This window comes from Bradyrhizobium sediminis (assembly GCF_018736085.1).
Taxonomy (GTDB): domain Bacteria; phylum Pseudomonadota; class Alphaproteobacteria; order Rhizobiales; family Xanthobacteraceae; genus Bradyrhizobium; species Bradyrhizobium sediminis.
Map to the genome: position 1 here is coordinate 1,949,560 of NZ_CP076134.1, position 19,455 is coordinate 1,969,014.

Sequence of the window (19,455 nt, forward strand, 5' to 3'; positions counted from 1 at the left end):
TCTCTTCCAAAGCGGACAGGTCTTTGATAATGCTGCAAAACCGGTCGTCTTTGATCTGCATCAACCGACAAATGGGTGATCCGTTAAGATGCAACCGACCTGCAGGCTGGCCGCTATGGTTGCAGCCCGCCCTGTCTCGGAGTGGTGCATGAAGATTTCCCTGGTTGCAGGCGAGCCGAGCGGGCAAGTCTGCACCGATTGCGCGATACGCCAGTTCAGCCTCTGCGCCGCGCTTGACAAGGTCGAATTGCGGGAATTGGAGCATCTGGGTCGCCATATCCATTTCGCATCCTGCGAGACCGTGTTCGCTCAGGAGGAGATGACGACGTCGTTCTACAATCTGATGGAAGGCGTCATGCGCCTCTACAAGCTGCTGCCGGACGGCCGCCGGCAGATCGTGGGATTTTCCTTGCCCGGTGATTTCCTGGGGCTGGCGGCGTCCGCGCGGCACAGCCTGTCGGCGGATGCGATCGGCGCGGTTACCGTTTGCCGATTTTCCAAGGTTCCCTTTGCACGATTCATCGAGGATAAGCCCCATCTCCTCCGCCGTATCAATGAATTGGCGGTTCGCGAACTGAGCCACGCTCAGGACCATATGGTGCTGCTCGGCCGCCGTTCCGCCGAAGAAAAAGTTGCGACCTTCCTGATCGGCTGGCGCGACCGTCTGGTTCAGCTCAACGGCCCGTCAACAACAGTGGCGCTGCCGATGAGCCGTCAGGACATTGCAGATTACCTTGGCCTGACCATTGAAACGGTGAGCCGTACCTTCACCAAGCTCGAGCGCGATCGTGTGATCGGAATCATGCCGGGAAGCGTGTGCCTGCTGGATCCGGCGCGCGCTGAGGCGATGGCCGCGGCCTGAGTCTCGCACGCTCCTGTGGAGTGACTCGCGAAGTTGATCCGCATCAACGTGTGTCGTCCCTGATCGAGGATGATCATGTCGGTTCAAGGGAGGCCGTCATGTCTTTCGATACGATGCTGGTGACTGCAGCGGTGCTGCCCGTATGTGTGGCGTTCGCGGCTGTGCTGATCTCTGGCGATTTTCAAACGCGGCCCGTACGGCAAAAGGCCCGCGCGAATCTCCTAAGGTGCCGAAGTTTTTGAGCGGGTTAGGCACCTGCTGCTGACGTGACGGGGCACAGGGATTGTTCAGTCCCATATTCTGGCAGTTGGCGTTCGGATAGAATTGCGCGCGCAAAAGACTGTCGCATCTTCTGGATGCGTTTAGTGAAGGCAGCTACCTCAGGGCAGCTGCACTCCTCTAAAATTGTCGCCCAATCGTTCTCGTCCCGACAATCGCCACCCAACGCTTGGCTTGCTCGAGCCCGCTTCATCCGCGATAGACGGATGCAAATGCTTGTTCCGCCATGATCTTTCGCTAATCTAAATCGATTGGACGAAGGAGGCCCGGGTGTCCTGCCAGGTGTGTCTATCGACCCTGAAGGCTGGCGACCTGTATTGCTCGTCCTGTGGAGCGGTCGTCCCCGAGCATCCTCCGAAGCCCGCGGAACTTCGCGGCCGTATCGCCGGCGAGCGGAAATACCTGACCGTGCTCTGCGCCGATCTGCAGCGATCCACCGATTTGATCTCGGAACTGGACCCCGAGGCCGCCATTTCGCGGCTTGAGCCGGCGCTGATTGCCATGCGCACCGCGGTGCGCCGCAACCGCGGAATCGTGAGCAAGGAAGGCGGCGACGGTCTGATCGCGCTGTTCGGCGCCCCGCATGCCGATGACAATCACGCTGTCATGGCTTGCCACGCGGCAGTCGAGCTGGTTCGCCGGGTCAAGCTGCTGGACGATCCGGCGCTGCAGGTCCGGGTCGGCGTGCATTCCGGCTATGTGGTCGCCCATGTCATCAAGGCCGATTTCTCCTCGATCTATGAAGCGGGCGGTCCGGCGGTCCATCTGGTCAAGCGGCTCGAGAGCGCCGCGCAGGCCGGACAAATCATGGTGTCGGAATCCTGCCAGAGCCTGGCCGCAGGCCTGGTGACTTTCCATGCCTTGCCTCCGAAGCAGCTTGAGGGGTTCTCCGCACCGGTTCCCTGTTACGAACTCGCCGAGATCAGCGGGCTTACCCGCTGGCGGGCCCGTTCGACCAAAGGGCTTTCCTCCTTCGTCGGCCGCGAGGAAGAGACTTCCCTGCTTGACCGGGCGGCGCGGGAGACCGGCCCGTCCGGGCAGATCATCGCGCTGGTGGGCACGGCGGGCATCGGAAAATCCCGGATGGCCCACGAATTTGTTAGCGTATTGCGGGAGAGGGATTGGCAGGTCCTGGAGGCGGAAGGCAATCCGCTGGAGCAGGCGGTGCCGTATGCATTGCTGAAGAAGCTGCTGCAGAGCGCGCTGCAGGTAGGCAACCTCACGCCTGCCAATCTGGCTGCCTTCGCCGAAGGGCAGGGACTCGCCCATTCCGACCTGTGGCCCGCGGCCCTTGGCTCCGTTCTCGACCAGCCCATCACCGACCCCCGCTGGCATGATCTCGAACCGCTGTTGCGGCGGCGCGCAATCATCGACTCGGCACGCCATGCGATCGAACAGGTGGTCTCGGCGCGGCCGACGATCCTGCTCCTGGAGGACCTGCACTGGATCGACGGCCAAAGCGAAACTGCCATCGAGGCCATGATGTCGCTGACGGCGAACCATCCGCTGCTGGTGTTGCTGACCTGGCGGACGGAGGATACGCCGGGATGGTTGGCCCGGCTGGACGTTCGCAGGATCTGGCTGCGATCGCTCGATGTCCCCTCGGCGAACGCGCTGCTCGACGACCTTCTCGGTACCGCGGAGCACCTCGACGATCTCAAGGCGCACATCCTTCGCCACACTGGCCAGGTTCCGCTCTTTATCGAGGAGGTCGCACGGCAGCTGATCAATCGCGGAGTCCTCAAGGCCGATCCCGCGGGATTTGCGACCAAGGTTGATTGGGATGCGCTGGAAATTCCTCCCACGGTGCAGGGCGTCATTGCATCCCGTATCGATCGGATGCCGAACGAAGACAAGGCTCTCCTCCAGCTTGCGTCTGTGGTGGGGCCGCGAATTTCGCATCGCCTGCTGGCAACGGTGATAGGCATGCCGGCCGCTCAGCTGCAAAGCCGCCTTTGGTCCCTGGAAATTCTCGACTTTTTGGTTGAGCCGCGATCGATCACCGATCCGGAGCATGAATTCTCCCACGATCTCATTCGCGAGGTCGCCTATGATTCGATCCTCAGGACGCAACGCGAGGAATTGCATCGTCGGATATTGACGGCTTTGGAAGTCAATTCCGCCGGCCATGAGGCAGACGTTGCGGAGGCGCTTTGTCATCACGCGGTCAAGGCACATGACTGGGCAAAGGCCAGCCATTATGGCCGCCTCGCGGCGCGAAAGGCGTTGGCCAGGTCGGCCTTCCGCGACGCTGCGGGCTATTTTCAGACCGCGATCGATGCCGTTGACAGGTTGCCTGACTCGGTCGAGCGCGAACAGCGGGCGATAGACCTGCGCATTGAGGCTCGTCTTGCTCTAGCTCCACTTGGAAGCATCGAGCAATGGTTTGGTCTTTGTCGCGATGCGGAGGCGCGCTCCGAGAAGATTGGGGACGAACAGCGGCGGCTTGCGTCCATCGTCGCCAAGGCGGTGGCGCTGAATTTCTATGGTGCGCCCTTTGACGCGATCACCGCGTCCGAGCAGGCTGTCGCACTGGCCAATACCCTGGCCGCCACGGCATGGCTTGGCTATGCCGAGTATGTACTTGGTCAGGCCTATTTCATCGCGGGCCGCTATCGCGACGCTGAGCGGCTTTTCGACCAGGCCAGCGCAAGGCTGGCCAGCGCGCCGGAAAATGCTCCGCCGGGGACGACGGGGGCAAGCCTTCTCGTGCTTTGCCATATGATGAAGGCTCTGGTCTATGTCTCGCTCGGCGAATACGACGATTCCGAGCGCTGCTCCCGGCAGGCCAGTGACCTAGCCGAAAGCAATGACCGGCCTTATGACATTGTAGCGGCCCTTTACGGTCGTGGCCTGGTGCAAATGAGTCACGGTGACTTTGACGGGGCGGAACGAGCCCTTGATGAAGCCGCATTCCTCTCGCGCGAGAACGAAGTCCGGCTATTTTTGCCCCTCGTGTTGTGCGCGCTTGGGAATCTCAATTTGCAGAAGGGGCGGGCCGCGGAAGCAAGAGACATTCTGCTGAAGGCGAAGGAGGAAGCAGAGGCGCTTGGCCACGCCAGCAGCACCATGCTGGCACCGGTCTATCTTGCTTCGGCCTTCGCACAACTCGGCGACATTCCCCGCGGGCTGGAGGTTGCGCGAGCCTGCCAGGCGGGAGCAAAGCAAAAGGGATATCTTGGGATTGAAGCCCTGGCAGCTTTCGCCGAGGGTTTCATTCTTTCCCTCCAGGGAGCGCCGTCCGCTGCTGAGGCAAAGGCTCGACTTGACCGGACGATTGAACTGGCAACCACGCTCGGAGCCAGGCCGTTGCTCGGGATGGCCAAGGGAGCATTGGCCCGCTTGTTGGCGGCTTCGGGCCGGAAATCCGAGGCACAAGACGAACTCGCCCAGGCGATCGAGCTGTTCGACAAGTCGAAAATGACTGTCCAGTTGGAACGTGCTAAGGTGACGCTCTCCAAGTTTGCGGACTTATAGTATTTTGGCAACCACGGCATATCTCGCCGCTTCTGAGGGAGTGAACGATGGCCTTTGCACCCTATAGTGGGACATTTGAGCAAATTATCAACGAATTGCTCGGTCCGAAAAACATCATCGCTGCGGCCAGCAAGTTCGCCGAGCTGGAAAAGCAGCACGGGCCCTATAGTTTTGGGAAGTTCATCAAATACTTTCTGCCGAATCCGCAGCAATTTGCCAGTTGGGAAAAAGATTCCGGCGGAATCTCGGAGCCTGTCCGTCGGCGCCTGACGGAAATCGTTTCGGCCAATCTCAAGTCAGCTTCCCCGTTGCCGATGTTGTTGAAGGTAGGCGAAAACGTCGATGACACCCACGACCTGATCGTCAAGACGTTTGCCCATAACGGTCATATCTTCATCGGTCTCCACATGCTCTGTCCTAATCCCGAGCTGAAATGATTCGGAGGCTCATGAGATTACCGGAGGTCAGATTGACTCGCTTCCGGCATCCATTCCCGATGCCTATCTAAAATTGTTCACTTGAGATTCGCGCCCTTTACGAGTATCCCCTTGGGGGCTGGTCATAGTCGGGCCCTTTCTTGCCGTGCGCTGCCTGCGGGAGTATAAATTGCGCGGCGGATGATTGCTCTCTAGCCTTGCATTGAGCGCGACCCGCCGATCAAGGGCAAACTCAGCAGATGGTCGTGACCGGCGTGCCCCAGGACGGAAAAGCTGCATCTCGGCCGGTTGCGAGTAGCAAGCTGGCGGTGCTGCGCAAGCATCCGATTTTCTGCGATCTTGATCCCGAAGCGCTCGATCAGCTCTGCCGTTACGCCAAGCATGCCACGCTGAAGCGGGGAGCCACGATCTTTTCGAAGGGCGACCCTGGAACCAGCATGTTTGCAGTGATCAGCGGCACGGTAAAGATCAGCACCTCGTCCCCAGATGGCCGCAGCGCGATTCTCAATTTGATCAGCGCCGGCGAGATATTCGGGGAAATCGCCGTGCTCGACGGGCAGGCGCGGACCGCCGACGCGACGGCCAATACCAATTGCGAGATCTTCATCATCGACCGCCGCGAATTCGTTCCGTTCGTGAAGAGCCAGCCGGCGCTGGCGATGAAATTCATCGAGCTGCTCTGCACCCGTCTGCGCTGGACCAGCGAACAGGTCGAGCAGATCATCCTGCAGAACCTGCCGGGCCGGCTGGCCAACGCGTTGCTTCGCCTGACCGAGAAGCACAAGCTCGCGCCCGGCGGCCGCACCATCGCCGTGACCCAACAGGAAATCAGCGAAATGGTCGGCATGACCCGGGAAAGCATCAACAAGCAGTTGCGGGTCTGGGCCGATCGCAAATGGGTGCGTCTCGAACACGGGGCCATCGTCGTGCTGGATGCCGAGCCGCTGCAGGCCCTGGCCGAAGCGGGATCGGACGCCAGCGGAGATTAGCGCCAAGGCGCCGATCGGGATGATGGCGCGGGCTATGCCGTCGCGAGGTTGGCGCCGCGCTCGATCGTGAATTCGACGTCGATCAGCCCGCGCGAATGGTTCATATCGGATTGCGACATCAGAAGCGTGAGGTCCTTGCCCCTGAGCGAAGCCAGCACTTCGGACAGCCGCTCGGAAAGGGCCGGCGCTATTCCCTCGAACGGCTCGTCGAGCAGCAGGCATTTGGTGCCGATAGCGAGCGCGCGGCCAAGCGCCACCAGCTTCTGCTGGCCGCCGCTCAGCAGCAGCGCCTTGCGATGGCGCATCTCCGTGAGTTCGCCGATTACCTCGTAGACGAAGTCTAGCCGCGCGTTGCGGTCGAGGTGCTCGGCGACCCACAGCGGCAGCAGGATGTTCTCCTCGACAGTGAGTTGCGGCACCAGGCAGCGATCCTCCGGCATGTAGCCGATCCCGAGGGCGGCACGGGCGTGGCGCGGACGTGCGGCCAGATCGGCGCCTTCGAACCGCACGGTGCCTTGTGCCGGCTTGAGGTGACCCATGATGGAGCGCATCAGCGTGGTCTTGCCGGCGCCATTGCGGCCGACCAGGCTGACCATGGCGCCCCGCGTCACCTTCATCGAGAAGCCGCGCAGCGCCGGCATAGACTGGATCTCGACGACCAGATGGTCGATCTCGAGCAGGGGCCCCGCCGCGTTCATTGCGAGCCTCCGGTGACGTAGCGGCGCACTTCCGGATCCTTCAACACGTCTTGCGGATCGCCATCGGCGAGAATGCGGCCCTGGTAAAACGCCACCACGCGATCGGCATAGCGGCTGACGATCTCCATGTCGTGTTCGACGAAGACGATGGTCGCGGCATCCGGCGCGACGGCATGAATCACGCGGTCCATGGTGGCGAATTTCTCCTCCGCCGACACGCCGGAGGTCGGCTCGTCCAGCAGCAGCAGTTTCGGCCGGCGCACCAGCGCCATGGCGATGTCGACCAGCTTGCGTACGCCGCCCGCAAGTTCCGAGATCGGCCGGTCGGCCATCTTGGCAAGTCCGAACCGCCCGAGCAATTCGAGCGCCTTGTCGTGGCGGCCGTGCGCCTCCGCGGGCGAAAAGAACGACAGCGAATGCGCGCCGACGCCGGAGACCGCCACCGCCAGGTTTTCGGCCGCCGTGAGCTCGATGAACAATTGCGGAATCTGGAAGGAGCGGGAAATGCCGAGCCGCGCCACGTTCCGTGGCGAGCGCCTACCAATGTCCAATCCCTCGATCGCAATAGAGCCGGAATCGGGTTTGAGATAGCCGGTGACCATGTTGACGAAGGTCGTCTTGCCGGCGCCGTTGGCGCCGATCAGGCTGACCCGCTGGCCGGCCGGGATATCAAGGCTCAGAGCGTCGGCGGCGACCACCGCGCCAAAGCGCTTTTCGACCGCGCGCACGGAGAGGACAGGGATCATGACGTCGCCCCTTCCTCGGTTGCGACCGACGTTGCGGCCGTTGCGCGGCGCTTTTGCCGCCTGTTCCCGACCCAGAGCGAGCCGATACCGCGGGGCAGAAACAGGATGACGCCGAGCAGGAATACGCCGAGCACGAGCTGCCAGGTATTGGGCAGATACAGGTTCGAGAACGAGCGAACCAGCTCCAGCGCCATCGAAGCCACGAACACCGCGGCTACGCTCTGATATCCCGCCAGCACCGCCACGAACACGAATTCACCCGATGTGGTCCAGTAGGCGAATTGCGGATCGATGTGTCGTTGCGCCATCAAGGCAAAAGCGCCGCTGGCGCCGGCGAACACGGCCGCAATGACGAAGTTGATGGTGATGACCCGGTTGGCCGAAATGCCCAGATACTCGACGCGCAGATTGTTTTCGCGAACCGCGAGGCTGGCAAGCCCCAGTTCGGACCGGAACAGGATCGTTGCTGCGATGCCGGCGAAGCCGGTGGTGACCACCGAGACGGCATACAGCATGAAATCCGCCTCGCGGGTGTCGGTGAACACCATGCCGAACAGGCTCGGCCGGCCGACGTTGAATCCGTCGGAGCCGCCGAGCGCGGTGGTTTTGACCAGCGCGCCGTAGAGCACCATCGACAGCGCCAGCGTCAGCATGCCGAAGAAGATGCCGCTGTAGCGGGCAATCAGGGGGCCGATCACCAGCCCGAGCAGGCCGCCGCAGACGGCGCCGATGATGACCTGCGCCGCCGCATCGGTTAGGCCCCAGGCGTTGGCGATCAGCGCCACGCCATAACCGCCGGCGGCAAAGAACAGGCCCTGGCCGAAGGAGACGTTGCCGGTGCGCGCCAGCACCACGATGCCGAGCGCGATCAGGGCGTTGGAGGCGGCGATGGTCGCGAGTGACAGCGTCCATGTCGGAAGCACGCGGCCGAATAGCGTCACGGCCGCCACCAGCGCAATCATGGTCAGGGGGGGCAGACCTTGCTTCATCAGATCCGCCTCGCCGTTTCGCGCGTGAACAGGCCCTCAGGACGGAACATCAGCACCCCGGTCATGATCAGGTAGATCATGAACAGCTCCGCCTGCGGCATCAGATGCACCGACGCCGCGCGCGCCAGTCCGACCAGGACCGCGCCGACCGCGGCGCCCTCGACGCTGCCCAACCCGCCGATCACCACGATGGCAAAACTCAGGATGATGACATCCGAGCTGAGGCCCGGCTGCATCGAGATTTTGGGTGCGGTCAGCGCGCCGGCGAGCGCTGCGAGCAGCACGCCGAAGGCAAAGGCGACGGCGTACACCCGGTTTACCTTCACGCCCATGCTGACGCTCATTTCCTCATTGTGGATCACGGCCAGCACGATCTTGCCGGTGACGGTGCGATTGAGGCCGTACCAGACAGCAAGCCCGATTGCAGCAGAAATCGGTATCAGCACCAAGTCGTAGCCGACGTAGTACAGACCGGCGAAGGCGACATTGCCGAACAGCTCATAGGGCTGCGTCGCGTAGATCGGGTTCACGCCCCAGATCAGCTTGGTGACGTCCTCGAGGATGAGAAACACCGCATAGGTTACCAGCAGCAGCACCACTTCGTCGCGGCCGTAGAACATTTTGAGGAGGCCGCGCTCGAGCAGAAAGCCGACTGCGGAGGCGATCAGGGCAACGGAGACCAGCATCGCGACAAAGCCGACGCTGGGCGGAAGGCTGTGCGCCGCCACCATGGTCACCGCGGTCGCCGCGATATAGGCGCCGAGCGCGTAGAAGCTGCCATGGGCGATGTTGAGAATCTTCAACACGCCGAATACCAGCGTCATCCCGAGGGCAACGATAAAGAGCCATGACGCCTGAATCAGCCCATCGACCACGATCGTCAGAAAGAAGTTCATTTGCGTGTTTCGTACCGGACGTTGGGGGGGGCTGGTAAGCTGAGGAAACGGCGACAACGCGGATCGGACGCCGCAAGGCGGGAGGAGGGGGCGGCGCGAGGTTCACACTCGCGCCGCCTCAACCCCCATTCAGATGCTGACGGCCGTCAGTTGCACTTGGCGCCTTGCATGCCGCCCTTGATCCAGTCGAGCGACTTGACGCCCGGAGGCGGATTGACGCATTCGGCGGGGAAGTAGAGGACATCGACCAGATCGACCCGCTTCAGGTCCGGATTGTACTTGGTGCGGCTGAACGCGATCGACTGGATCGCCTGATGGCCGTCGGCAAGCTTCATCTGGATGAGCCCGCCCGGCGATTGCCATTCCAGCCCGGTCATCGCCGCGACCAGTTCATCGGACGAAGGTTTCTTGCCGCCGTTCTTGGCCATGGCCTTCTCGACAGCCGCCTTCAGTCCGAGGATAGACTGCGTGATGCGGTAGGCCGCCTGCACCGGATAGACGCCATTCGCGGCCTCGTAACCCTTGAACAGCCAGTCGTTCAGCGGCGACTTCTGCGACATCAGGCCGTAGGCGCCGCGCGCGCCGATAATGGTGCCGTCAGGCATCTTGTCGCCGAGCGGCGGCAGCACGTGGTCGGCGGCGCTGAACACCAGCTGGCTGCGCTTGGGCAGACCGCGGGGAGCGGACTGCAGCACGAAAGCCTGCAGATCGCCGCCCCACAGGCTCGAATAGACCACGTCGGAGCCTGCACCAACCAGTGCGGAGATTTCGGTGCCGTACTGGCCTGCACCGAACTTCGGCAACAGGTCGGTCGCGAGCTTGACGTTGGGATAAAGTTGTTGGGCTGCGGCGACGAAGTCGGCCCGGCTGTCCTGGCCCCAGGCGTAATCCTGGTTGATGGCCGACAGCGTGTCCATCTTGACGTTTTTCGCCTTCATGTACCTGACGAGGCCGACATTATCCATGGTGGCGTGCGACGCGGTGCGGAACACATAATTGTATTTCGCTTCCTCGAAAATGCGTGGCGTGCCGCAGTCCATCAGCACCAGCAACTTTTTCAGCTCTTCAGCGATCGGCGCGACTGCAAGGCAATCGCCCGAGCTGATATAGCCGAGCACGGCATCGACATTGTCGCGCTGATAGAGGTTGCGCAGTTCCTGGACCTGCTTGGTGGCGCCGCCGTTCTCGTCGATGATCACGGGCTCGATCTTCATGCCGCCGAAGCCGACCTTCTGGTAAGGAGCGGGGGCGGCGCCCTTGTTCAACTGGTCGATGACGAACTGGCCGCCATTGCGGGCCGGCACGCCGAAGCTGTCGGCGGCGGGCCCGGACAGGAACGTCACAATGCCGAGCTTGAAGGTTTCTTGCGCGGACGCCGGCGCCGTCAGGGCAAGCGCCGTTGCGGTAACAGCAGTCAGCAGTGTGGCAGCACGGTGAATCCGCGAAAATTGGTCCATGATTCTCTCCCATTTTTATTGCCGGCGGTTGAAGCCGCCCGTTCGACCGCGCCGGTTGTCCCCGGCGTCGGCGGTTATGGCCGTGAGTTTAGGCGGGCTTTTCCGGCGCGTCTATGGATGCCTCCGGTTGAAACATTTTTCGGGTGCGGCATCTAGCCGTCGAGGATCGCCACCGCCCGGGTCCAGCCCGCCGAGGCGCGCTCGATCTTGACCGGAAAGCACGACACGGTGAAACCGGTTGACGGCAATTGCTCCAGATTGTGCAGCTTTTCGAGATGACAGTAGCCGATGTGCCGTCCGGCCTTGTGGCCTTCCCAGATCAGGCTGGCGTCTTTGGTTTCGGCGTATTTCTTCGCGGTAAAGATGAACGGCGCATCCCAGCTCCAGCCGTCGATGCCGGTCAGCCGCACCCCGCGCTCGAGCAGGTACATCGTCGCTTCATAGCCCATGCCGCAGCCGGAAGTGACGTAGTCCGGCCTGCCGTATTTGGCGCCGGCGCTGGTATTGACCACGACGATCTCCAGCGGCGACAGCGTGTGGCCGATGCGCTTCAGCTCGTTTTCGACGTCCTTTGCGGTTGCGACATAGCCGTCCGGCAAATGACGGAAGTCGAGCTTCACGCCGGGCTGCAGGCACCACTCCAGTGGCACCTCATCGATGGTCCATGAGCGCTCGCCGCGGTTCATGGTCGGGTGAAAGTGCCAGGGCGCATCGAGATGGGTGCCGTTATGGGTGGAGAGCTGTACTTGCTCGACCGCCCAGCCCTGCCCATCCGGAAGGTCCTCGGCCTTTAGCCCGTCGAAAAACTGCAGCATCCGCGGCAGCCCCTGCTGGTGATCGATGTACTGGATGGTGGGGTGTCCTCCCGGAGGATCGGCCGGCACGTCGTTCTGCAGCGGCACGGAAATGTCGATCAGCCTTCGCGCCATGGCGCTTCCTTTCGGTGTTCTTGTTGTCCGAATTGTCGCGTCGTTAGTTCCGGACGTCAAGAAAACCTGCTTCGATACGCAACCCGCGCGCATCGTCCCCCGTCAGTAGATCGATCAGGTGTTGCGCTTGTAGTGCCGCAGCGGCCCGCATGGCTACCGCCGCCGTATACATGGTCGCGAGGTCGCAGCCTTTGGGCAGCACCCCCGACAGGGTGACGCCCTTCGTGCTGATGATCTCGGTCGATTGCGTGCAGCCGATCGGCCTCGCGGCGTCGGATAGAGCCAGATGGCGCATCGCGGTTGCGCCGTTCGGAAAAATCCTGAGCCGGGAGGCCACCTCGTCGGCAATGCCGAGCTGCCGTAGCACTTTCGCAACGTGAATCCCAGCCGTCGATGCCTTGGTATCTGGAACGAAGATCGCATCCGCTGCAAGCAGCGCGGCGCGCAAGCCTGTGGCGTCATTGACCGCGACCAAGGGATCGCCGGACCGTACGCCGATCGCGGTTTCGACCAGACCGATGTCGGATATCGAGGCGGGGACCAGCCAATTCTCCTGCGCTAGTTTGGTGATGATGGCCGATGTCAGAATGACGATGTCGGCCGGCATGCCCTGACGCAGTTTGTCGGCCATGGCGCCTACCGCGCCAAACTCGCCCGCGATGTCGAGGCCGGTCTGCGCCTTGAACTTCGGCGCAAGGCTCGCGACCAGGCCCTGCGCCGCGCCGCCGCTCAAGATGTTCAAGGCGTTCATGACGTCATTTCCGTCGCTGCGATCAGGCTGTCGCGGGTGATCGGCAGGTTTCGAACGCGCAATTCCAGCGCATCGAATACGGCGTTGGCAATAGCCGCCGTGACCGGGCCATGTGCCGCTTCGCCGGCGCCGAGCGGCTCGCTGTCGGGCCGCTGGATCAGCTCGACCTGCACATCCGGCACTTCGCTGAAGCGAAGGATCGGATATGACCCCCATGTGGTGCTGGTGATACGCTGCCGGTCGAAGCGGACGCGCTCTTTCAAGACCCAGCTGGTGGCCTGGATCGCGCCACCTTCGATCTGATTGATCGCGCCGTCGGGATTGATGGCTTCGCCGACATCGGCCGCAATCGTCAGTCGCCTGACGCGGATATCTTCGGCGCCTTCGATCTCGGCAACCACGGCGCAATAGGCGCCGGCGTTCTTGTAGCGTGCGAAGCCGAGGCCGTAGCCGGTGCCTGCTTTCCTGGCAGGCTTCCAGTTCGCGCGCTTCGCGACGGCGCGGATGACAGCCTTTGCCCGCTCGTCCGACAAATGGCGCAGCCGGAAGGCGACCGGATCCTCGCCGCGTTCGAAGGCCACTTCATCGAGAAAGCATTCGATCGCGAACACGTTGCCCTGCGCACCGAGCGTACGCAGCGCAGAGGTTCGGATCGGCATGGTGGTCAGGCGGTGGCATTCGATCCGCCACGACGGGAAGTCGTAGAGCGGCACGGCGTTGCGATCGGCGCCGCCGCCATTGACTGATGGGGGATTGGTCGAGATCATGCGCGGGAACGGATTTGTCAGTTCAGTTGCCGCGAGCAGCGCCGGCTGCGCCGCCCGCCCCGGCCGCGCGGTGTGACCGGCGCTCCAGACACTGTGACGCCAACCGACGATCTCGCCCTGCGCGTCGAGGTCGGCCTCGATCTCGATCGCCATCGCAGCACCAAACGGTGCATGCGACATCTCGTCTTCGCGCGACCACTGCACGCGGACCGGCTTGCCACCGGCTGCTTTCGCCAGCAGGACTGCATCAAGCGCGACATCGTCGGCGGCGTTATGGCCGTAGCAGCCGGCGCCCTCCATATGTTCGACGGTGATATTCTCAGGCGGCAGTTTGAGGACGAGCGCGAGATCGGTGCGCAGAAAATAGACCCCCTGGCTGTGGCTCCAGACGTGGACGCGGTCGACCCCGGTCCATTGCGCCATGGCGCAGGACGGAGCGATCGAGCCATGCGCGATATAGGGGCGGGTATACTGCCGCCGGATCGTGCGCGCTGCTGCAGCGCTTTTTGCCGCCGTCCTGGTGTCGATCACCGTCAGTTCCGATGGCTGGGATTTCAGGAATGAAGCCAACTTGTCTTCATCGGGTAGCGGCTCGCCTGACGACCATGTGGCACCCTTGCGCAACGACTTGAGGGCGGCCTCCGCGCCATTCTCGGTCTCACAGACCACACCCGCAAAGTTGCCGTCGCGGACGATGGCGAGGAGGCCGGCGACGTCGCGCGCGCCGTCCTCTTTCAGCTCGACGAGCTTTGCCGCCGACATTTCCGGTCGCAGCACCCGGCCATGCAGCATCCCGGGCAGCGCGGCATCGTGAATGAAGCGGGGATGCGCAAAAACCTTGTCGGGGATATCCAGCCGCTGAACCGAATGTCCGGCCAGCATGCGCTGGCTCGATGATTTCGGCGCGATGCCTGGCGTCGCGTCGCGATCCAGCGAGACGTTTTCGGCGAGTTCCCAGTAGCTGGTCCTGACATTGCCGGGCCCGGAGATGGTGCCGTCCTCGATCGCGAGCGTGTCGATGCCGACGCCAAGGCGATCCGACGCGGCGGCGAGGAAGATCTGCCGGATCTCAGCGCAGCCGTGCCGGATCGCGCGGCCGGACTGCTGCACGGAAAGACTACCTGAGGTGACCCCTTCATTGGGACTGCCTGCCGTCGACGCGCGGATCATCCGTACGCGCCCTATATCGATATCGAGTTCGTCGGCGGCGATCTGGGCCAGCGCGGTCACGATGCCTTGTCCGATCTCGACCTTTCCCGGCGAGACCGTTACCTGGCCTTCCGGCGTGAACCGGACCCATGACGACAGCCTGGGGTTCGCCGCGAGGCTGACCGGCAACTTCGGCGCGGAGGAGGGCGGGGCCGTCATCGAGGTTCTATCTCAGCCGCCGCGCGCAGCACCGCCCGCACCATTCGGTTATGCGACCCGCAGCGGCAAAGATTACGATCGAGCGCGGCCTTCACGTCGTCGCTGGTGGGGGCCGGGTTTCGCTTGAGCAGCGCGGCGGCACTCATCAGGATGCCCGGGACGCAATAACCGCACTGCAGCGCCTGTTCGGCGATGAAGGCGCGCTGCAGCGGATGCGGCGCTTCCGTGCTTCCCAACCCTTCCAGGGTGGTGATGTCCTTGCCCGCGACCGACCACAGCGGCGTGTCGCATGCGGCCAGCGCGCGATCGCCGACCATGACGTTGCAGGCGCCGCATTCATTGGTGCCGCAGCCGAAGTGCGGACCGGTCATGCCGAGTGTCGCGCGCAGGATGTTGAGCAGGCTGCAATCGGGATCGGCGTCGATATTGGTCTCGACGCCGTTGAGGCTAAATCGAACGCTCGGCATCGTGGGCCAGACCTATTTCGGCTTATCGTTGAATTTCTTGACGACCTCGGCCCATCTTACGATATCGCCGCGCAGATATTTGTCGAACTCTTCGGGGCTCATCGACATCGCCACCGCGCCCTGCTGGGCCCAGAGCTTGACGATATCCGGCCGCTTGATAGCGGCGTTCACGGCGGCATTCAGTTTGTCGATGATCGGCCTCGGCGTGCCCGCGGGCGCCATCAATCCGAGCCAGATCGTCGCCTCATAGCCGGGGACACCGGTCTCGGAGGCTGTCGGCAGATTAGCCAGCACGCTCGATCTTGACTTGCCCGTCGTGGCGAGCGCGCGGACCTGGTTTCCAGCGACATTTGGGGCCATCGCCGGGACCGCGTCGATCATCATCTGCACCTGTCCGCCGATCACGCCGCTGCGCGCTTCGCCGCTGTTGCGATAAGGCACGTGCACGACATCGATACCGGCCATGGCTTTGAATAACTCACCGGCCATGTGGTACGGCGTGCCCTGGCCGGACGAAGCGTAGTTCAGCTTTCCCGGCTGCGACTTGGCGAGCGCGATGAATTCGGCCAGCGTCTTGGCCGGAACTTGCGGATGCACCACGATCACGAGGTCGGAGGAATTGACCGGCGCGATCGGTGCGAGATCGCGCATCAGTTCATATTTGCGGGTCGGCACCAGCGATTCGTTCGCGGTCTGGGTGTTCGACATCATCAACAGCGTATAGCCGTCGGGCGGCGACTTGACGGCTTCAACGGTGCCGATCACCCCGCCGGCGCCAGTGCGGTTCTCGACCACGAAAGGCTGGCCGAAATTCTCCTGCAGGATGCTGCCGATCTGGCGCGCCGTTACGTCGGCGGGGCCGCCGGGACCGAAGGGAACGATGATCTTGACCGGTCGCGCCGGATAATCCTGCGCCACGCATTGGGTCGCAACAAGAGCAGGGGTCGCGAGTAGAGCTGCCGCCAGCGCGAGCGCATATTTTCGGCCCGTCATTTCAACCTCCCGAAATCGATCTTGTTCTGTGTTGGCCAAGTCTAATCTGATCAGGCCTGACGGCAATGGCAATGAGCTTCCCGCAATAGACTCAATATGCGCTCCAGGAATAAAAGAGCAGGTCCGGTGTACGGACGTCATCCCGAACCGGCGGATAGAATGAACCCATGAAACATCCGTATCAGCGGTCAGGCAATCCACCTCAATGGCGGGGCCTATCTCGGCGCGGAATGCATAGCCCACGCGCGGTTTTGGCTGGCGCTTGCCGGATAAATGCGCTCGGCGCTCCCGATTTTTGATGCTAGCAATCGGGGCATGAACCAGCAGACCAGAATCGACATCCGGCATTCCACCTGTCCGCACGACTGCCCATCGGCCTGCGCGCTCGATGTCGAGGTGATCGATGGTTCCTCGATCGGCCGGGTGCGCGGCTCCAAGCTGCAGACCTACACCGCCGGCGTCGTCTGCGCCAAGGTCGCGCGTTACGCCGAGCGCATCCATCATGCCGAGCGGCTGACGCATCCGCTGCGCCGCACCGGACCGAAGGGTTCCGGCCAGTTCGCGCGGATTTCGTGGGACGAGGCGCTGGACGAGATCGCCGATCGCTTCAACGCGGCCGAGCGCGAATTCGGCGCCCAATCTGTCTGGCCCTATTACTACGCCGGCACCATGGGGCTGGTGATGCGCGACGGCATCAACCGCCTGGCCCATGTGAAGAAGTATTCCCGCTATTATTCGACGATCTGCGCCAATGTCGCCCGCGTCGGATTTGCCATCGGCACCGGCAAGATCGCCGGCGTCGATCCGCGCGAGATGGGCGTCTCCGACCTGATCGTGATCTGGGGCACCAATCCCGTCAACACCCAGGTCAATGTGATGACGCACGCGATGCGCGCCCGCAAGGAGCGCGGCGCCAAGATCGCGGCGATCGACATCTACAACAACGACACCATGAAGCAGGCCGACATCAAGATCATCCTGCGGCCTGGCACCGACGGCGCCTTTGCCTGCGGCGTCATGCATGTGCTGTTTCGCGAAGGCTATGCCGACCGCGACTATCTGGTGCGTTACACCGATTGCCCTGGCGAGCTCGAGGCGCATCTTGAGACCCGCACGCCGGAATGGGCGTCGTCGATCTGCGGTGTGCCGGTTAAGGAGATCGAGGCCTTTGCCCGCGCCGTCGGGCAGACCAAGCGTACCTTTTTCCGTCTCGGATACGGTTTCACCCGCAGCCGCAATGGTGCTGCGCAGATGCACGCGGCGCTGTGCATTCCAGCCGTGACCGGCGCCTGGCAGTACGAGGGCGGCGGCGCATTCTTCAATAACTACGCGATCTGGAAGTTCAATGAATCCATCATCGAAGGGCACGACGCCATCGACCACTCCACGCGGGTGCTCGACCAGTCCAAGATCGGGCGCATCCTGACCGGCGATCCCGAAGCGCTTCACAATGGCCCGCCGGTCAAGGCGATGCTGATCCAGAACACCAATCCGATGACGGTGGCGCCGGAGCAGGCGCTGGTGTGGCAGGGTTTTGCGCGCGAAGACCTGTTCATGGCGGTACACGAGCAGTTCATGACCGAGACTGCCGCTATGGCCGACATCGTGCTGCCGGCGACGATGTTCATGGAGCACGACGATCTCTATTACGGCGGCGGCCACCAGCATATTTCGGTCGGCGCCAAGCTGATCGATCCGCCCGGCGAATGCCGCTCCAACCATGAGGTGTTGCAGGGGCTCGGCCGGCGTCTCAACGCGGTGCATCCCGCCTTCGACATGACGGCGCGCGAATTGATCGACGCTACGCTGAAAAAGAGCGGCCATGGCGACATCGCGACGCTGGAGGCCGAACTGTGGCGCGATCTGCAGCCGGATTTCCGCACCTCCCATTACCTCGATGGTTTCGCGCACAAGGATGGCAAGTTCCATTTCAAGGCGGACTGGGCGAATCCTCCGTTCGGCATCAAGGGTATGGGGCCGTGGCAGCGGATGCCGTCGCTGCCGGACCACTGGACCATCATCGAGGAGGCGGATGCGGCGCATCCGTTCCGGCTTGCCACCAGTCCGTCGCGCAGCTTCCTCAATACCAGCTTCAACGAAACCCCGTCGTCAATCGCGCGCGAAGGCGCGCCCTCGGTGATGATCCACCCACAGGATGCGGCTGCGCTCGGGATATCCGACGGCGACGCCGTCACGCTCGGCAATACGCGTGGCGAGACCACGCTGACGGCGAAACTGTTCGACGGCCTGCGCCGCGGCGTGCTGATCGCGGAATCGATCCAGCCCAACAAGGCCCATATCGGCGGCCGCGGCATCAATATGCTGACCGGCGCCGAAGCGGTGGCGCCGGTCGGCGGCGCGGCGTTCCACGACAACAAGGTCTGGGTAAAGAAGGCGGCGCCAGCCACTGCGCGCAAGAGCTGATCTCGCTTGCAGTCCACCGCTATACTGCCGCAAATGTTTGTGCGCACATAAGCGAAACAGGCGAGTGGGACAATGACCGACAATACCAGCGTGATACGCGAGAAGCGTGGACAGGCGTTCTGGATCACCATCAACCGGCCCGACAAGCGCAACGCCCTCAATGGCGACGTGATCGCCGGCATCGCCAGGGGCTATCGCGAAGCGCATGACGACAAGGACGTCCGCGTCATCGTCCTGACCGGCGCGGGCGACAAGGCGTTTTGCGCCGGCGCCGACCTGCAGAACAGCGGCGCCGCCTTTGCGATGGATTTTTCCCGGCCCAACGTCGATTACGCCGATCTCTTGCGGCTGTCGCAGAACGCCACCAAGCCGGCGATTGCGCGGGTTGGCGGCGTCTGCATGGCCGGCGGCATGGGCCTGTTGTGCATGACCGACATGGCGGTCGCCGCAGACAACGTGATTTTCGGATTGCCCGAGGTGAAGGTCGGCGTGTTCCCGATGCAGGTGATGGCACTGTTGCAGTCGATCGCGCCGCGCCGCCTCGTCAACGAGTGGGCGCTGACCGGCGAGCCCTTCGACGCGCACACTGCGCAGGCTGCCGGGCTTCTGAACTACGTGGTGCCGGCAACCGAGCTCGACGCCAAGGTTGACTGGCTGATCGGCCGCATCACCGACAAGTCGCCGACCGCGATCCGGCGCGGCAAGTACGCCATGCGCGCGATCGCCTCGATGTCGTTCGACGAAAGCATCGCCTATACCGAAAGCCAGATCGCGCTGCTGGCGATGACCGAGGACGCCAAAGAGGGGCTCAAGGCGTTCGGCGAAAAGCGCAAGCCGTCCTGGCCGGGGAAGTAGGGGGAGTTGCGATGCTGGAATAGTGCCGGTGATTTGCCCGTCGAGGCTGAGCAAGAACTCGGCATTTTGAG

16 protein-coding genes are annotated in these 19,455 nt (G+C 62.9%); 6 read left to right on the forward strand and 10 right to left on the reverse strand.

Annotation, left to right across the window (positions count from 1 at the left end):
* The first annotated feature begins 148 nt into the window (after positions 1-148).
* The 4 genes from KMZ29_RS09370 (at position 149) to KMZ29_RS09385 (ending at position 6,044) form a co-directional block, all read left to right on the forward strand.
* Entirely contained in the window at positions 149-862 is a 714-nt protein-coding gene (locus tag KMZ29_RS09370) for a helix-turn-helix domain-containing protein (protein WP_215623432.1), read from the forward strand.
* A 549-nt stretch (positions 863-1,411) separates the two neighbouring features.
* A complete protein-coding gene (locus KMZ29_RS09375; protein ID WP_215623433.1) occupies positions 1,412-4,618 on the forward strand; it encodes an ATP-binding protein in 3,207 nt (1,068 codons plus the stop codon).
* Between the two features lie 47 nt (positions 4,619-4,665).
* Complete coding sequence (locus tag KMZ29_RS09380) at positions 4,666-5,055, forward strand: hypothetical protein (RefSeq protein ID WP_215623434.1); 390 nt, start codon at positions 4,666-4,668, stop codon at positions 5,053-5,055.
* A gap of 254 nt (positions 5,056-5,309) precedes the next feature.
* Complete coding sequence (locus tag KMZ29_RS09385) at positions 5,310-6,044, forward strand: Crp/Fnr family transcriptional regulator (protein ID WP_249779937.1); 735 nt, start codon at positions 5,310-5,312, stop codon at positions 6,042-6,044.
* A gap of 32 nt (positions 6,045-6,076) precedes the next feature.
* On the opposite strand, the gene KMZ29_RS09390 is transcribed toward KMZ29_RS09385, so the two are convergent.
* The 10 genes from KMZ29_RS09390 to KMZ29_RS09435 all read right to left on the reverse strand — a co-directional run bounded on the left by KMZ29_RS09390 (position 6,077) and on the right by KMZ29_RS09435 (position 16,105).
* Positions 6,077-6,742 (reverse strand): ATP-binding cassette domain-containing protein, encoded by a 666-nt coding sequence (locus tag KMZ29_RS09390; protein ID WP_215623436.1) that lies wholly within the window; start codon positions 6,740-6,742, stop codon positions 6,077-6,079.
* A complete protein-coding gene (locus KMZ29_RS09395; protein WP_215623437.1) occupies positions 6,739-7,488 on the reverse strand; it encodes an ABC transporter ATP-binding protein in 750 nt (249 codons plus the stop codon). Before KMZ29_RS09395 ends, KMZ29_RS09390 begins: the two co-directional genes overlap by 4 nt.
* On the reverse strand, positions 7,485-8,477 hold the full coding sequence (locus KMZ29_RS09400; protein ID WP_215623438.1) for a branched-chain amino acid ABC transporter permease: 993 nt from the start codon (positions 8,475-8,477) through the stop codon (positions 7,485-7,487). The genes KMZ29_RS09395 and KMZ29_RS09400 overlap by 4 nt, the downstream gene beginning before the upstream one ends.
* On the reverse strand, positions 8,477-9,373 hold the full coding sequence (locus KMZ29_RS09405) for a branched-chain amino acid ABC transporter permease (protein ID WP_215623439.1): 897 nt from the start codon (positions 9,371-9,373) through the stop codon (positions 8,477-8,479). The genes KMZ29_RS09400 and KMZ29_RS09405 overlap by 1 nt, the downstream gene beginning before the upstream one ends.
* Positions 9,374-9,519: 146 nt before the next feature.
* Positions 9,520-10,830: an ABC transporter substrate-binding protein gene (locus KMZ29_RS09410; RefSeq protein ID WP_215623440.1), complete on the reverse strand. Its 1,311-nt coding sequence runs from the start codon at positions 10,828-10,830 to the stop codon at positions 9,520-9,522.
* Between the two features lie 152 nt (positions 10,831-10,982).
* Entirely contained in the window at positions 10,983-11,759 is a 777-nt protein-coding gene (locus tag KMZ29_RS09415) for a cyclase family protein (RefSeq protein WP_215623441.1), read from the reverse strand.
* Positions 11,760-11,802: 43 nt separating this feature from the next.
* On the reverse strand, positions 11,803-12,510 hold the full coding sequence (locus KMZ29_RS09420; RefSeq protein ID WP_215623442.1) for a molybdate ABC transporter substrate-binding protein: 708 nt from the start codon (positions 12,508-12,510) through the stop codon (positions 11,803-11,805).
* On the reverse strand, positions 12,507-14,645 hold the full coding sequence (locus KMZ29_RS09425) for a xanthine dehydrogenase family protein molybdopterin-binding subunit (protein ID WP_215623443.1): 2,139 nt from the start codon (positions 14,643-14,645) through the stop codon (positions 12,507-12,509). The genes KMZ29_RS09420 and KMZ29_RS09425 overlap by 4 nt, the downstream gene beginning before the upstream one ends.
* On the reverse strand, positions 14,642-15,112 hold the full coding sequence (locus tag KMZ29_RS09430) for a (2Fe-2S)-binding protein (RefSeq protein WP_215623444.1): 471 nt from the start codon (positions 15,110-15,112) through the stop codon (positions 14,642-14,644). Before KMZ29_RS09430 ends, KMZ29_RS09425 begins: the two co-directional genes overlap by 4 nt.
* Before the next feature lie 12 nt (positions 15,113-15,124).
* Complete coding sequence (locus KMZ29_RS09435) at positions 15,125-16,105, reverse strand: Bug family tripartite tricarboxylate transporter substrate binding protein (protein WP_215624205.1); 981 nt, start codon at positions 16,103-16,105, stop codon at positions 15,125-15,127.
* A gap of 315 nt (positions 16,106-16,420) precedes the next feature.
* On the opposite strand from KMZ29_RS09435, the gene KMZ29_RS09440 reads away from it, so the two are divergent.
* Both KMZ29_RS09440 and KMZ29_RS09445 read left to right on the forward strand, forming a co-directional pair.
* Entirely contained in the window at positions 16,421-18,529 is a 2,109-nt protein-coding gene (locus KMZ29_RS09440) for a molybdopterin-containing oxidoreductase family protein (protein WP_215623445.1), read from the forward strand.
* A 72-nt stretch (positions 18,530-18,601) separates the two neighbouring features.
* Complete coding sequence (locus tag KMZ29_RS09445; RefSeq protein ID WP_215623446.1) at positions 18,602-19,384, forward strand: enoyl-CoA hydratase/isomerase family protein; 783 nt, start codon at positions 18,602-18,604, stop codon at positions 19,382-19,384.
* Positions 19,385-19,455: the final 71 nt, after the last annotated feature.

What these genes read in the sequence shown, in the direction of transcription:
- KMZ29_RS09370 (WP_215623432.1), top strand. Translation starts at nt 149, where the DNA reads ATGAAGATTTCCCTGGTTGCAGGCGAGCCGAGCGGGCAAGTCTGCACC.
- KMZ29_RS09380 (WP_215623434.1), top strand. Translation starts at nt 4,666, where the DNA reads ATGGCCTTTGCACCCTATAGTGGGACATTTGAGCAAATTATCAACGAA.
- KMZ29_RS09390 (WP_215623436.1), bottom strand. Translation starts at nt 6,742, where the DNA reads ATGAACGCGGCGGGGCCCCTGCTCGAGATCGACCATCTGGTCGTCGAG.
- KMZ29_RS09395 (WP_215623437.1), bottom strand. Translation starts at nt 7,488, where the DNA reads ATGATCCCTGTCCTCTCCGTGCGCGCGGTCGAAAAGCGCTTTGGCGCG.
- KMZ29_RS09400 (WP_215623438.1), bottom strand. Translation starts at nt 8,477, where the DNA reads ATGAAGCAAGGTCTGCCCCCCCTGACCATGATTGCGCTGGTGGCGGCC.
- KMZ29_RS09405 (WP_215623439.1), bottom strand. Translation starts at nt 9,373, where the DNA reads ATGAACTTCTTTCTGACGATCGTGGTCGATGGGCTGATTCAGGCGTCA.
- KMZ29_RS09410 (WP_215623440.1), bottom strand. Translation starts at nt 10,830, where the DNA reads ATGGACCAATTTTCGCGGATTCACCGTGCTGCCACACTGCTGACTGCT.
- KMZ29_RS09415 (WP_215623441.1), bottom strand. Translation starts at nt 11,759, where the DNA reads ATGGCGCGAAGGCTGATCGACATTTCCGTGCCGCTGCAGAACGACGTG.
- KMZ29_RS09420 (WP_215623442.1), bottom strand. Translation starts at nt 12,510, where the DNA reads ATGAACGCCTTGAACATCTTGAGCGGCGGCGCGGCGCAGGGCCTGGTC.
- KMZ29_RS09425 (WP_215623443.1), bottom strand. Translation starts at nt 14,645, where the DNA reads ATGACGGCCCCGCCCTCCTCCGCGCCGAAGTTGCCGGTCAGCCTCGCG.
- KMZ29_RS09430 (WP_215623444.1), bottom strand. Translation starts at nt 15,112, where the DNA reads ATGCCGAGCGTTCGATTTAGCCTCAACGGCGTCGAGACCAATATCGAC.
- KMZ29_RS09435 (WP_215624205.1), bottom strand. Translation starts at nt 16,105, where the DNA reads ATGACGGGCCGAAAATATGCGCTCGCGCTGGCGGCAGCTCTACTCGCG.
- KMZ29_RS09440 (WP_215623445.1), top strand. Translation starts at nt 16,421, where the DNA reads ATGAACCAGCAGACCAGAATCGACATCCGGCATTCCACCTGTCCGCAC.
- KMZ29_RS09445 (WP_215623446.1), top strand. Translation starts at nt 18,602, where the DNA reads ATGACCGACAATACCAGCGTGATACGCGAGAAGCGTGGACAGGCGTTC.